The following is a 14419-nucleotide window of genomic DNA, read 5'->3' as shown; positions in this document are numbered from 1 at the left end:
ATACAAAAAACAAATAGTAACAAATTATGAAACGCACAATTAAAAAAGTTGCTGTAATTGGATCCGGAATTATGGGTTCAGGTATAGCTTGTCATTTTGCTAACATTGGTGTCGAAGTTTTACTTCTAGACATTGTACCGCGTGAACTGACCGAAGCTGAAGCTAAAAAAGGATTAACACTTGAAAGTAAAGCCGTTCGCAACCGTGTGGTAAACGAACATTTGGCGAATTCATTAAAATCGAAACCATCTCCTATTTACAGTCAAAAATTCGCAAATAGAATTACGACTGGAAATACGACTGATGATATGGCAAAAATTGCCAATGTTGACTGGATTATCGAGGTTGTTGTAGAGCGTTTAGACATTAAGAAATTGGTTTTTGAACAAATCGAGAAATTCCGTAAACCGGGAACTTTGGTTACTTCAAACACTTCTGGTATTCCAATTCATTTTATGAGCGAAGGAAGAAGCGAAGATTTTCAACAACACTTCTGCGGAACTCACTTTTTTAACCCTGCGCGTTACTTAAAATTATTTGAAATTATTCCTGGTCCAAAAACTTCTACTGAAGTATTGGATTTCTTAAACGAATACGGATCTAAATTCTTAGGAAAAACTTCTGTTGTTGCTAAAGATACTCCAGCGTTTATTGGAAACAGAATTGGTATTTACGGAATCCAAAGTTTATTCCATTTAGTTAAAGAAATGGGATTAACAATTGAAGAAGTTGATAAATTGACTGGACCAGTAATTGGTCGCCCAAAATCGGCTACTTTCCGTACCGTTGACGTTGTTGGATTGGATACTTTGGTACACGTTGCCAACGGTATTTACGAAAACTGCCCGAACGACGAACAACACGAATTGTTCAAACTTCCTGATTTCATCAACAAAATGATGGAAAATAACTGGTTAGGAAGCAAAACAGGACAAGGTTTCTACAAAAAAGTAGATAAAGATATTCTTTCTTTAGACTTAAATACATTAGAATACCGCGCTGCGAAAAAAGCAAATTTTGCTACTCTTGAACTAACAAAGACTATTGATAAACCAATCAATCGTTTTAAAGTTTTAGTAAAAGGAACAGACAAAGCGGGAGAATTCTACCGTAAGAGTTTCGCCGGAATGTTTGCGTATGTGTCAAACAGAATTCCTGAAATCTCAGACGAATTATACAAAATTGATGATGCCATGAAAGCTGGTTTTGGATGGGAAAACGGTCCATTCGAAATTTGGGATGCTATTGGTGTTGCCAAAGGAATTGAAATCATGAAAGCGGAAGGTTTAGCCCCTGCTGCATGGGTTACTGAAATGCTGGCTTCTGGAAGCGATAGTTTTTATACTGTAAAAGAAGGAGCGACTTATTTCTATAATATTCCAACAAAATCACAAGTAAAAGTTCCTGGACAAGATTCATTTATTATTCTGAACAACATTCGCGAAAGCAAAAAAGTTTGGAGCAACAGTGGTGCAATCATTCAGGATTTAGGAGACGGAATCTTAAACTTAGAATTCCAATCTAAAATGAATACAATTGGTGGAGATGTTCTACAAGCTATCAATAAAGCAATCGACCTATCTGAAAAAGAATATCAAGGTCTTGTTATTGGTAACCAGGCAGCGAATTTCTCTGTTGGTGCTAATATCGGAATGATTTTCATGATGGCAGTTGAACAGGAATACGACGAATTGAACATGGCAATTAAATTGTTCCAAGATACAATGATGCGTGTTCGTTACTCTTCTATTCCAGTTGTAGTTGCGCCTCACGGAATGACTTTTGGGGGTGGATGCGAAATGAGCTTACACGCTGATAAAGTGGTTGCTGCTGCAGAAACGTATATGGGATTAGTTGAATTTGGTGTTGGTGTACTTCCTGGCGGAGGTGGATCTAAAGAAATGGCTTTAAGAGCTTCAGATTTATTCCGCAAAAATGATGTGGAATTGAACGTTCTTCAAGAGTATTTCTTAACAATCGCAATGGCTAAAGTTTCGACTTCTGGTTATGAAGCTTTTGATACTGGACTTCTTCAACATGGAAAAGATGTTATTGTAGTAAACAAAGATCGTCAGATTGCTGAAGCTAAAAAACATGCTTTGCTAATGGCAGAAGCGGGTTATACACAACCAATCAGAAGAACGGATGTTAAAGTATTAGGAAAACAAGCTTTAGGTATGTTCTTAGTAGGAACGGATCAAATGGAAGCCGGAAAATACATTTCTGAGCACGATAAGAAAATTGCTAACAAACTGGCTTACGTAATGGCTGGTGGTGATTTATCTGAAGCAACTTTAGTATCTGAACAATACTTATTAGATATCGAACGTGAAGCTTTCTTGAGTTTATGTACAGAAAGAAAAACACTGGAGCGTATTCAATATATGTTAACTAAAGGAAAACCACTTCGTAATTAGATAAAAGATGCAAGAAACAAGAAGCAAGACTTTAGAAATATCTTGCCTCTTGCCTCTTTCTTCTAATAAATCTTAAAAAAACAAAAACAAATGAAAACAGCATATATAGTAAAAGCATATAGAACAGCAGTTGGAAAAGCTCCAAAGGGTGTTTTTAGATTTAAAAGACCTGATGAATTAGCTGCAGAAACGATCCAGTTTATGATGGACGAACTGCCTGATTTTGATAAAAAACGTATCGACGACGTTATGGTAGGAAATGCCATGCCGGAAGCTGAACAAGGTTTGAACGTTGGACGTTTAATCTCTCTAATGGGATTAAAAGTGGAAGACGTTCCTGGTGTTACAGTAAACCGTTACTGTGCTTCCGGATTAGAAACTATTGGAATGGCGACTGCTAAAATCCAATCAGGAATGGCAGATTGTATCATTGCCGGTGGAGCTGAAAGTATGAGTTTTATTCCGATGGGAGGTTACAAACCAACTCCGGATTATAAAGTTGCAGCTGCAGGTCACGAGGATTACTACTGGGGAATGGGTTTAACTGCTGAAGCGGTTGCCAATCAATATAAAATCTCTAGAGAAGATCAGGATGAGTTTGCTTACAACTCTCATATGAAAGCCTTAAAAGCGCAAGCAGAAGGAAAATTTGACAAACAAATCGTTCCGATTACTGTTGAGCAGACTTTCATCAATGAAAATGGTAAAAAAGAAACAAAATCATACGTTGTAAATAAAGACGAAGGACCAAGAGCAGGAACTTCTAAAGAAGCTTTAGCAGGTTTAAGACCAGTTTTTGCTGCTGACGGAAGTGTAACTGCGGGTAACTCTTCTCAAATGAGTGACGGTGCTGCTTTTGTTTTAATTATGAGCGAAGAAATGGTAAAAGAATTAAATCTTGAGCCAATCGCACGTTTGGTAAACTTTGCTTCTTCTGGTGTTGAGCCAAGAATTATGGGTATCGGTCCGGTAAAAGCAATTCCGAAAGCGTTAAAACAAGCAGGATTAACATTGAATGATATCGATTTAATTGAACTAAACGAGGCTTTTGCTTCACAAGCTTTAGCAGTAACTCGTGAGTTAAATATTAACCCTGAAATTGTAAACGTAAACGGTGGAGCAATCGCTTTAGGTCACCCTCTGGGATGTACAGGAGCTAAACTTTCTGTTCAGTTATTCGATGAGATGAAACGCAGAGGTAATAAGTACGGAATCGTTTCGATGTGTGTGGGAACTGGGCAAGGAAGCGCTGGAATCTACGAAGTATTATAAGTATTATTAAGTAAAGTATACATTCAGTTTGTCATTTCGACGAAGGAGAAATCTTCACGAGAAACTCGACAAAGATTAGAATCTCGTTTTAAAGCTACTTGCGAAGATTTCTCCTTCGTCGAAATGACAAGATTGTGTACAAAAAACATAAATAAAAAACATACAAAAAACATTAGCAATGGCAGATACAATCGAAAAAAACGTGACTCGTGGTGGTCAGTTTTTAGTTAAAGAAACAAAATGCGAGGATATCTTCACACCAGAAGATTTCTCGGAAGAGCAGTTAATGATGCGTGACTCTGTAAAAGAGTTCGTTGACAAAGAATTATGGGCGCATAAAGATCGTTTTGAGAAAAAAGATTATGCTTATACAGAATCATCTATGCGTAAAGCTGGTGAACTAGGACTTCTTGGAGTTGCGGTTCCGGAAGAATACGGTGGATTAGGAATGGGATTTGTTTCTACAATGTTAGTTTGTGACTACATTTCTGGAGCAACAGGTTCGTTCTCAACTGCTTTTGGTGCACATACAGGAATTGGAACTATGCCAATTACACTTTACGGTACTGAAGAACAAAAGAAAAAATACGTTCCGTTATTAGCTTCTGGAGAATGGTTTGGAGCTTATTGCTTAACGGAACCAGGCGCTGGATCTGATGCAAACTCAGGAAAAACAAAAGCTGTTTTATCTGAAGACGGAAAATACTACTCTATTACAGGTCAAAAAATGTGGATTTCGAATGCAGGTTTCTGTAGCGTTTTCATCGTTTTTGCTCGTATTGGAGATGATAAAAATATTACAGGTTTCATCGTAGAAAACGATCCTTCAAACGGAATTTCTATGAATGAAGAAGAGCATAAATTAGGAATCCGTGCTTCTTCTACTCGTCAGGTTTTCTTCAACGATACAAAAGTTCCTGTTGAAAACATGTTGTCTGAAAGAGGAAACGGTTTCAAAATCGCAATGAACGCTTTGAACGTTGGTCGTATTAAATTGGCTGCTGCATGTCTTGATGCTCAAAGAAGAGTTACTTCTGGAGCTGTAAAATATGCTAACGAAAGAATACAGTTCAATACTTCTATTTCTACTTTTGGCGCCATCCGTTCTAAATTAGCTGAAATGGCAACTAACGCTTACGCTGGAGAAAGTGCTTCTTATCGTGCTGCAAAAGATATCGAAGATAGAATTACTGCTCGTGAAGCAGAAGGAACTTCTCACCAAGAAGCTGAATTGAAAGGTGTTGAAGAATATGCTATCGAGTGTTCTATCTTGAAAGTAGCAGTTTCTGAAGACGTTCAATCTTGTTCTGATGAAGGAATTCAGATTTTTGGCGGAATGGGATTCTCTGAAGATACTCCAATGGAAAGTGCTTGGAGAGATGCTCGTATCGCTCGTATCTACGAAGGAACAAACGAAATCAACAGAATGCTTTCTGTAGGTATGTTGATCAAAAAAGCAATGAAAGGTCACGTTGATTTACTTGGACCAGCAATGAAAGTTCAGGAAGAATTAATGGGAATTCCATCTTTTGATACTCCAGATTTCTCTGAATTATTTGCTGAAGAAAAAGGAATTATCGCAAACCTTAAGAAAGTTTTCTTAATGGTTGCTGGTAGCGCTGTTCAAAAATATGGTCCAGAATTAGATGCTCACCAACAATTATTGATGGCTGCTTCTGATATCTTAATCGAAATTTACATGGCTGAAAGTACAATCTTGAGAACTGAAAAGTTAGCAAAAGCTCAAGGCGAAAACAAAGTACAAGAGCAAATCGCTATGGCAAAATTATACTTATACAAAGCTGTAGATATCGTAAACCTAAGAGGAAAAGAAGGAATTGCTTCTTTCGCTGAAGGTGATGAACAACGTATGATGTTAATGGGACTTAAACGTTTCACTAAATACACCAACTTACCAAACGTAGTGGCATTGAGAGAAAAAATTGCCGCAAAATTAGTTGCCGAAGATACTTACTGCTTCTAATATAAAAATAGTTTTTAGCTTTTAATTTGTTTAAACCCGCACAACTCCGAAACTGTGCGGGTTTATTTTTGTTTGTGTTCTTTACGTAAATATGTGCAATGATTAAGCGCAATATTTTTGCAACGATTTGCAAAATATTCGTTAAAATTAACTTTTTAAGGTCGATGAAATAGTTAAATATCAATTGTATTCCTTTATATTTAGCATTCTAAAAACGCTAAAAAAACATAAAATGAAACAAATTAACCTGATTGCCATGCTTTTGCTGTGCTGTTTATCAACAAATCTTTTTGCACAAAAAAACAAAAAAATGGATATCATAGCTTATTACACAGGCGATGATAAACTAATAAACGAATACGAAGTAAATAAGCTGGATCAAATTATCTTTAGTTTTTGCCATTTAAGAGATGGAAAATTAGGTGTTGACTCTCCTAAAGACTCAATTACAATTAAACATTTAGTTTCCTTAAAAGCTAAAAATCCACAATTAAAAATCATACTTTCACTTGGCGGCTGGGGTGGCTGCGAACCTTGCTCTGCTGCATTTTCTACTGCTGAGGGAAGATTAACTTTTGCCAAATCTGTAAAAGAAGTTAGTGATTATTTTAAAGTTGATGGTTTAGATTTAGATTGGGAATATCCATCTATCGAAGGTCTTCCTGGTCATTTATATCAGGCAGCTGACAAGCCAAATTTTACGGCACTTCTTAAAATCTTACGCTCAACATTGGGTAAAAAATATGAATTAAGTTTTGCTGCAGGTGGTTTTCAAAAATGTCTGGATGAATCTATAGACTGGAAAGCAGTTGCACCATATGTAAATCGCATTAATATTATGAGTTATGATTTAGTAAACGGTTATTCTAAAGTAACTGGACATCATACTCCGTTATACAGTACAAATCCAAAAGAAGAATCAACAGACAGAGCTGTTACTTACTTGCTAAAACTTGGAATTCCTGCAGAAAAATTAGTTATTGGAGGTGCTTTTTACACTAGAACATGGAAAAACGTCGCTAATATAAACAATGGTCTTTATCAAGCTGGAGAACATATTCAAGGGGTTGATTTTAAAAACTTCTCTACTTATTATACGGAAGCTAACGGATGGAAATATTTTTGGGATGATAAAGCTAAAGCGCCTTACTGGTACAATGAAAAAGAAAAAACATTTGCAACTGGTGACGATTTAACTTCAATAAAAGCCAAAACAGAATATGCAAAAGCTAAGAAACTTGGCGGTATCATGTTCTGGGAACTTCCTCTAGATGCTCCTCGCAATGGAATGGTAAATACCATATACGAAACTAGAAACAAATAAAATCAGAATACTAAGCAACCTAAAAAAACTTTTTTTAGGTTGTTTTTTTTTGTAGTATTTTTGGGGTAACTCCCAAAAGCAAAGTATTATGATATTTTCGACTATAATTCGCAATACTATTTTTTATAAAAACATCATAATTAACTTTACTGTTTTAAAAGTACTTGCAATTATACTTTTAACGGCAAGTCCAGTTTATACTTCTTATGCTCAAAATTCAATTTTAGAAGATAGTCTAAAACTAAAAAATGAGATTCCTAAAAACACTAAAATTGAAAGTTTACTCAAATTAGATGAAGAGAAAAGCAGGCAGCTTTATATTGAAAATAAAATAACCAAAAATCATAATTTATTATTTGATGCTATTTCTAAAAACATTCAGGATGCCAATGTCATTTTAAAAACGGGTATTGATTACAAAGCTTTCACCACAGAACTAGATTATGCAATTAAACTAAAAAAAACAGCTATAGATGGTATAATCAAAAATCGAAATGATTTTCAAACGCTTAGAAACATAACCGTTACATCGATTATGCTTAATGAATTGCAGACGCGTCTAGAAATTCAGCTTTCAAAGATCAAAAACAACAGTATTGAGTTAAGTAAAATACAAGGAAAAATTGACTCTTTAACGATTCAAAAATCACTGTTTATACTTCCAAAAGATTCATTGCGAAAGATTCTATATTATGATCGTTATTCTCAAATGTACTCTAATGTCAACTCGCTTAATAAGCGATTTAAAGATGCACTTGACAGTATCAGCAAGCTGCAAATAACTGCGAGACATTTTAAGTATGATCTTCAAAACGACATCATCGAAACCGATAATATTAGAAAAAATGAATTTCAAAATCTATTAGACTCTGACGGAACCATTTTTAGTACCAACTCAAATGAAATGTCATTTTATGAATCTTTTTTTTACTCCCTTACCAAGGAATCGATCATATTAATATTCTTTATCTCAAATCATTTTAAAACGATTGTTTTAATGCTTCTGCTTGCAGTAGTTTTAGTCATTTATCTGTTGTTTCTTAAAAAGAAATATAAAAAAGAGGGCGTTTACAATACCACAAAACTTTCCAAACAAATATTCAGGCACCCGGTTTCTTGTGCTGTATTAGTTTCGTTTACTTTGTTCAATTTTTTCTTCACCTACCCTCCTTTTGCCTTTACAGCGCTCATTTGGCTGGTATCGATAATTGCTTTAACCATAGTAAATAAAGAATATTTTACTCCAAAAGAAAAGTTTGTATGGAAAGCTTATGTCATTATTATTCTTCTAGGATTGTATGACAATAATATTCTAACACATTCTGTAAAAGAGGTTATTTTAATTTTAATAATAGCTTTTTCATCAATTGCATTTACAATTTATAATCTAAAAAAGAATAAAGAGATTTTAAATCCCTTTTTTAAATACAGTTTATATGTTTTAATAACTTTTGAAATCACTTCTATATTATTCATCCTAATTGGTAAAAACTATAATTTAGGAAAGCTTCTAGCCATAAACGGTATTATAACGGTTTTAATGTATTATTTATTCACCACAACATATCGTTTACTTGCTGACATTATAAACTATTCCAATTATTTGAGAGAATCAAACGAAGAGAAATTATTAAACAGCAACGAATTAGAAAAAATCAGTACCGATCCTAAAATTAACACTTTATTTGTTCTTGGATGGCTGGTGTCTATCGGCAAGAATTCATACCTTTTTCAAGCCATTCTCGATCCAATTATTGGCTTTTTTACAGAACCTCGAAATATTGGTGACTTCAATTATTCATATCAAAGTATTTTGGTTTTCTTTTTTATCATTATTGCTTCTGTAGTCATTGCTAAAATTGTTGCATTTTTAACCAGTACCTCTATTAATTCATCTTCAGGCGTTAAAAAAAATAAATTTGGCAGCTGGATGCTTTTCATACAAATTGCCATATTTAGTATCGGAATAAGTCTTGCTTTTATATCATCTGGTATTCCTGTTGACCGTTTAACGATTATTATTAGTGCTTTAGGTGTTGGTATCGGATTTGGACTTCAAACATTAGTAAATAATATTGTCAGCGGTTTAATAATTGCTTTTGAAAAACCTGTTAATATAAATGATACAATCGAAATAGGCGGTCAAATGGTAAAAATGAAATCTATCGGTATACGAAGCAGTGTTGTGGGAACTTTTGACGGCGCCGATGTTATAATACCAAATGGAGATTTGTTGAGCCAGCATTTAACGAATTGGACACTTTCAAACAATAAAAAACGAACAGACATTTCTATTGGAGTGGCTTACGGAACTAATTTGGAAAATGTAAAATCCTTGTTGAATGAAATATTAAGAAACCACACTTTAGTACTTCAATATCCAGAACCAATTATTTGGATAACTACTTTCAACAGCAGTTCTATTGACATTGTTATTAAATATTGGGTTGGAAATATAAATTTTGCAAGTGATGTAAAAAGTGATTTAATTATTGAAATTGATAAAGTTTTTAGAGCAAATAATATCGAGATTCCTTTTCCACAGCAAGATATTTATATTAAACAGGATCAAAATAAAAAGAAAGACGAAAACGAAAATTGAGCATAAAAAAAGGCAGTTATTACAATAACTGCCTTTTTTATGTGAATATAAATCTCTTAATTCAATTTTGCTTTGTCTAATTCTCCAATAAACGGAATTGAATTTTGTATTTCGTTACGAATTGTTGTTTGAAGATAAACTTCTAACTGTATAAATTTTGCCGCATTTATAGATCCAACAGCTTTTTTTGCCTGACCATACGTTTTTGAAAATAACTTTTCGTAATCAATTTCATTTTTCAAAGCTGCTTTTGCCAATTGATCTGCTTTTTCATCTGTTAATGTTGCGTAATTGGCCGCATAATCATTAAGCAATTGAAATTTTGTTTGACCAAGAGCTTTACGCTGCGCTTCATAGCTGTCATAAACTTTTGTAAATGCTGCAGATTGAGTATCAGATAAATTCATGTATTCTTTTACAAGATCACTTTTCGATTTTCCATAAACACTTTGTACAACATCTAAGTCTTCTTTGAAAGAAGATTGAGCATAAGAAGAAAACGTGGCCGCAGCCAAAATAAAAATAAGACTTAATTTTTTCATAATTTTGATTTTAAATTTGTTCTTAGTGGATTATGCATACTCAAATATACTGATTTTTAACACATTAATCGTACATTTTTTTTTCTGTCTAAAAAAATGAATATTGATAAGCCGCTGATAAAGCATAATAATTAAGTCCGTTATTAGTATATGCTCCAACATGATACTGAAATTTTATAGACTGCCCTTTTGCTACAGGAGTTGAAAATGTTGCTCCTACCCGCCAATTATCAATTTGGCTGTCATCAGAAACACCATCTGTAATTGTTTTCCCGCCAAAAAACCAGTTTGTATTAAATCCCACCCACATTTTATTCTGAAAATAATAACTGGCATGTGCCTGTAAACTGTAAGTTGGCTTTTGCTCTAATTTTTTTCCAAGAAAATCATTATTATTAGTATAAAACCAAACACCGCCATAGGCTTCAGCATATACATGTGCAAAACGTTTTGAAACTCCTATTTCAGGTTTAAATCCCCAACGGTTTGTTCCTATATTAACTTGTTTATCATTATAATATCTGCCCGTTGGTATTGAAGTTACTAAACTTACCCCTAAAATCGTTTTTTGCTCAAAATTTCTAAATTCTGTCTTATCGAGTGCAGGCGAACCGAGTAAATTAATTCCTAACCGAACTTTCATATCTGCAAATCCAGTTCGTGATCCTGTTAAAACATCACCATTTGTGCGTGTTTGCGAACCATCCATGAATGTATAAGGTAACACAACTTGCACACGAGCCAATTTATCAGAAACTGCAAAAGTTCGAATATAATTTACTGCTAAATTGTGGCTGTGAAGCGTAAAATCTGTAATTGGCAGCGAAGGATCTGTGAGCACATTACCATTCATAAAAACATAACCAATTGCTGCAACATTCAAATCTTTAGCAACATTAGCGTAAACTCTTGGTTCTAAATCTTGACTATAGGAATATAATACCCCAAAGAAAAATAATAATGCAAACAAACACTTTGCAGACAAAAAACAAGACGATTTTTTTAGCATAAAAATAATTCAGGGCATCATTAATAACAACTCTTTACTACTTATCCACAGCCTTCTTAGGCGCGCTTACTATACCATCATAAAAAATAGAAGATCTATTGTTACTGTTAATAGAAAGAGAACTGCTTCCATTAAAAAAGATGGTAAATACCAAATCAAAAACATCATTTTTCCCTTTAACTGTCGCTTTCACAATATAGTTTTTTTTATTCTTTTCAATCTTTAAATTATAAGGCACTCCTTCAAATTTAATTCCGCCGTCAGTTCCATATCCAACATTAAATCCACGTCCAAAAAAGGGTAAATCACAAGTTGTTTTTACAGTATTAAAATTTAAAAAATAAGTTTTATAATCTAAATCAATAATCCTGCCTCCTGTAGGAGTAGCTTTTTGCGCTTCAAAAACAAAATCTTTAGCCTCGATCAAAGCCTCAATTTCTTTCTGTTTTTGCAGTTCTCTCTCGGCCTTTAGTTCTTTCTTAGATTTTTGCTGTGCTGAGACAGAAAAATTCACAAAGACCAGCAATACTAATAAAATAGATAATTTAGTTTTCATTTTAAACAGCATTTATATTGTTTAACATTAAATCGTAATCAAAAAAAAACAGTAAGTAACCTTACTGTTTTTTCGTGAATCTCATCATGACAATATCACCAGAAATAAATAGAAGTGTTTTTCCATCATCTGTAATATCATATGACGTTATTTTTTGAAGTGTATTCATATACACACTTTCTCCCTGTCCGTTAAGGCACATCATTTTGGTAACTGCCATAGGTTGTGTAAAATCTGTTTTATTACCATCTAAAACAAGTTTTCCTGTATAGGAATTACAACTATTATTACCCGAAACCTGACTGTCTTTTGTATTAAAATTTATTATTGGTTTCTTATTTGGATATAATCCTTCAAAGGCAATTCTTGGGCCCGTAATAAAATTAAGTTCCCAACTTCCATCAAGTTTAGCCGTTGCATCACCTTTTTTGTCTTTAGAAACACTACAAGAAAGCAGCATTATACTAAGAAAGGCTAAGATCGAAATTCTTTTCATCATAAAATTAAAGTATTAAATTTAAACAAATTGAGCCTATTTTTTAAAAAAAACAAGGCTCAAAATCACTACTAATTTACATATTATAATTCGTTTCGTATTGGTGCTTTCAATAAATTACAAGGAGTAGTTTGACTTTTATTTAACTTTTACAACCTCGCTTTGTCGTTATTTTATGTTAAATTTACTTAATATTTAATTTAAATGCCCATAAATATGAAAAAAATAATCGCGTCTTTCGCTATAATTACAGCTTTAGTCATTGGTTGTAAAACAAATACAAAATCAAGTGATGCCAAAACTCTGACGGTTGCTTTAGAACCAAAAAGCAACAGCAAGGTAGCAGGAACGACAACTTTTACAGAGAAAAACGGTAAGGTCACTTTTACAGCAAAAATATCTGGATTAACACCGGGTGTTCACGCTATACACATTCACGAAAAAGCAGATTGTACTTCGGCTGATGGAAGTTCTGCAGGCGGACACTGGAATCCAACCTTTAAAAAGCATGGAAAATGGGGCGTTGGAGAATATCACAAAGGTGATATTGGAAATTTCACCGCTGATGAAAAAGGAAATGGAACTATTACAATGACAACTGATGAATGGTGCATTGGCTGCGAAGATGAGACAAAAAATATTCTAGGAAAAGGTTTAATTGTTCATCAAGGTACTGACGACTTTACTACTCAACCAACTGGAAATGCCGGCGGAAGAGTTGCTTGTGCAGGAATTATCAAATAAATAAAACCTATAACCACTATTTTTTCACAAAAATCTAGTGGTTATTTTATTTTATATTCACACTAAAACAAGAAAAAGATATAGCTTTGCAGCTATAAATTGAAGTCAATGATTAACCCATCTGCACCAGGCTGGATAGACAAGTATTTTAGCGAACAAAAGTTTTCAGAAGCAATCCCTTTTGAGACTACAGATTCGTTCTACTATAAAGTTAGAGAAACTGGTTTTATATATGGACATATTATTGCTATCGATTCTCGAATTCCAATTCCGATAAAAGGCTGGTTTAAAACCGAAATTTCTAAAGTCGCTTTACTAAATACACTTTACAATGTTTTTTGTTTAGAAAAAAGAGATTTTGAACCTCTTCATTTTATTACCGAAGTTTTAAAATTCTACAAACAAATGAATCCTGAAGGTTTCAATTTGTTTAAAATTTTACTGCCAAAAGACACTCCTTCTTTATCTTTAGAAAATATAATAGATCAAAGAGTACAAACAAACGATAGTATTATCAGCAAGAACTTTTCGCATCTGGTAACCAATGCCCTTTTGTTTATTGATGTTTTGGCATTTAGACAATATTTAGTGCATGGCGAAATACCTGAAAAATATTTAAAACGGATCGAAGAAACTGTTCTTGGAATTGTTGCGCTGGCATTAAAAACCAAAACCATCAAATCTCAGCATGATGATTTGTTAATTAAACTTTTTGAAGCATCTATTCGTTATTCTAAATTCTCGAAAGTTACTGTTGAAACTTTAGAGACTTTACAACTGGACTATTTCGGCAACAAATTAGAACAATATTACCTAATCGATATGGCTGGAATGGCTTTATGGAGCGATGGTGTTGTAGAAAATGAAGAAGCCTACTTTTTGTATTCATTAGGATCAATGATGGGAGTTTCTGATGATTTTGTTTCAAATAGTATTGCTACAACAAATGCTTTTATTACCACTCATAAAAAGAAAATCCCCTATTTTAACTACTCCAATCCTGTCAAACATTTTTACGATCAAATGACACACAGCGTTGTAAAATTGATTGTAAGAAACAAAAACAGATTGGTTAAGGAAATTATCCAGAGTAAAGAATTAATGGTTTTATTGGCATATTCTACTACGCGAGATTTGGATGCCAAGGAAAAGAAGAAAGTAAAAAAACAGCTTTTAGATATTTGCAAAACCATTCCGTCGCTTACTATCTTTTTACTTCCCGGCGGAAGTTTATTGCTGCCTATTCTAATCAAGTTTATCCCAACATTATTACCGTCTGCTTTTAATGAAAATCTAGACGAAAACGAATAAAAAAAATTGCCCTTGCAAAGGGTGTTTTTTTATGTAATATTTTTAATACATAAAAGACTTTCGGATTTAAAAAAATACCTTATTTTACTACTTTTTCACCTTTTACTGGCCTCTAGTCTCATTTAGATAAAATATTTTTACTAAAACAGTAAAATTATAAAG

General features: G+C 33.5%; 11 protein-coding genes. 7 read left to right on the top strand and 4 right to left on the bottom strand.

Features of this window, described 5'->3' with window-relative positions; genetic code table 11:
- Positions 1 to 26 precede the first annotated feature (26 nt).
- The 5 genes from B0A75_RS04980 (at position 27) to B0A75_RS04960 (ending at position 9599) form a co-directional block, all read left to right on the top strand.
- Positions 27 to 2417, top strand: coding sequence for a 3-hydroxyacyl-CoA dehydrogenase/enoyl-CoA hydratase family protein (locus B0A75_RS04980; RefSeq protein WP_089053191.1), 2391 nt, complete (start codon positions 27 to 29; stop codon positions 2415 to 2417).
- Positions 2418 to 2507: 90 nt separating this feature from the next.
- Entirely contained in the window at positions 2508 to 3689 is a 1182-nt protein-coding gene (locus B0A75_RS04975) for a thiolase family protein (RefSeq protein ID WP_089053190.1), read from the top strand.
- Between the two features lie 178 nt (positions 3690 to 3867).
- Entirely contained in the window at positions 3868 to 5673 is a 1806-nt protein-coding gene (locus B0A75_RS04970) for an acyl-CoA dehydrogenase family protein (RefSeq protein WP_089053189.1), read from the top strand.
- 232 nt (positions 5674 to 5905) lie between these two features.
- Positions 5906 to 6997, top strand: coding sequence for a glycoside hydrolase family 18 protein (locus B0A75_RS04965; protein ID WP_089053188.1), 1092 nt, complete (start codon positions 5906 to 5908; stop codon positions 6995 to 6997).
- 88 nt (positions 6998 to 7085) lie between these two features.
- On the top strand, positions 7086 to 9599 hold the full coding sequence (locus B0A75_RS04960) for a mechanosensitive ion channel family protein (protein ID WP_089053187.1): 2514 nt from the start codon (positions 7086 to 7088) through the stop codon (positions 9597 to 9599).
- Positions 9600 to 9655: 56 nt separating this feature from the next.
- Here the strand turns inward: B0A75_RS04960 and B0A75_RS04955 are convergent, their stop codons facing one another.
- The 4 genes from B0A75_RS04955 to B0A75_RS04940 form a co-directional block, all read right to left on the bottom strand.
- The gene (locus B0A75_RS04955; RefSeq protein ID WP_089053186.1) at positions 9656 to 10141 is read right to left on the bottom strand and encodes a hypothetical protein; all 486 of its coding nucleotides are present in this window, start codon (positions 10139 to 10141) and stop codon (positions 9656 to 9658) included.
- Positions 10142 to 10229: 88 nt separating this feature from the next.
- Entirely contained in the window at positions 10230 to 11126 is an 897-nt protein-coding gene (locus tag B0A75_RS04950; RefSeq protein WP_244284346.1) for a transporter, read from the bottom strand.
- Between the two features lie 61 nt (positions 11127 to 11187).
- Positions 11188 to 11706: a DUF4251 domain-containing protein gene (locus B0A75_RS04945; RefSeq protein WP_089053278.1), complete on the bottom strand. Its 519-nt coding sequence runs from the start codon at positions 11704 to 11706 to the stop codon at positions 11188 to 11190.
- A 61-nt stretch (positions 11707 to 11767) separates the two neighbouring features.
- Entirely contained in the window at positions 11768 to 12205 is a 438-nt protein-coding gene (locus B0A75_RS04940; protein ID WP_089053184.1) for an META domain-containing protein, read from the bottom strand.
- A 213-nt stretch (positions 12206 to 12418) separates the two neighbouring features.
- Here B0A75_RS04940 and B0A75_RS04935 point away from each other — a divergent pair, with 213 nt between their 5' ends.
- On the top strand, positions 12419 to 12946 hold the full coding sequence (locus B0A75_RS04935; RefSeq protein WP_089053183.1) for a superoxide dismutase family protein: 528 nt from the start codon (positions 12419 to 12421) through the stop codon (positions 12944 to 12946).
- Between the two features lie 108 nt (positions 12947 to 13054).
- Positions 13055 to 14257, top strand: coding sequence for an LETM1-related biofilm-associated protein (locus B0A75_RS04930; RefSeq protein WP_089053182.1), 1203 nt, complete (start codon positions 13055 to 13057; stop codon positions 14255 to 14257).
- The last annotated feature ends 162 nt before the right edge of the window (positions 14258 to 14419 follow it).

This window comes from Flavobacterium oncorhynchi (assembly GCF_002217355.1).
Classification (GTDB): Bacteria; Bacteroidota; Bacteroidia; order Flavobacteriales; family Flavobacteriaceae; genus Flavobacterium; species Flavobacterium oncorhynchi.
Note: the sequence above shows the minus strand (reverse complement) of the source record. Positions and strands in the feature narration are given on the sequence as shown.

Coding starts and splice junctions, on each gene's coding strand:
- B0A75_RS04980 (WP_089053191.1), top strand. CDS start 27: ATGAAACGCACAATTAAAAAAGTTGCTGTAATTGGATCCGGAATTATG.
- B0A75_RS04975 (WP_089053190.1), top strand. CDS start 2,508: ATGAAAACAGCATATATAGTAAAAGCATATAGAACAGCAGTTGGAAAA.
- B0A75_RS04955 (WP_089053186.1), bottom strand. CDS start 10,141: ATGAAAAAATTAAGTCTTATTTTTATTTTGGCTGCGGCCACGTTTTCT.
- B0A75_RS04940 (WP_089053184.1), bottom strand. CDS start 12,205: ATGATGAAAAGAATTTCGATCTTAGCCTTTCTTAGTATAATGCTGCTT.
- B0A75_RS04960 (WP_089053187.1), top strand. CDS start 7,086: ATGATATTTTCGACTATAATTCGCAATACTATTTTTTATAAAAACATC.
- B0A75_RS04965 (WP_089053188.1), top strand. CDS start 5,906: ATGAAACAAATTAACCTGATTGCCATGCTTTTGCTGTGCTGTTTATCA.
- B0A75_RS04935 (WP_089053183.1), top strand. CDS start 12,419: ATGAAAAAAATAATCGCGTCTTTCGCTATAATTACAGCTTTAGTCATT.
- B0A75_RS04970 (WP_089053189.1), top strand. CDS start 3,868: ATGGCAGATACAATCGAAAAAAACGTGACTCGTGGTGGTCAGTTTTTA.
- B0A75_RS04945 (WP_089053278.1), bottom strand. CDS start 11,706: ATGAAAACTAAATTATCTATTTTATTAGTATTGCTGGTCTTTGTGAAT.
- B0A75_RS04930 (WP_089053182.1), top strand. CDS start 13,055: ATGATTAACCCATCTGCACCAGGCTGGATAGACAAGTATTTTAGCGAA.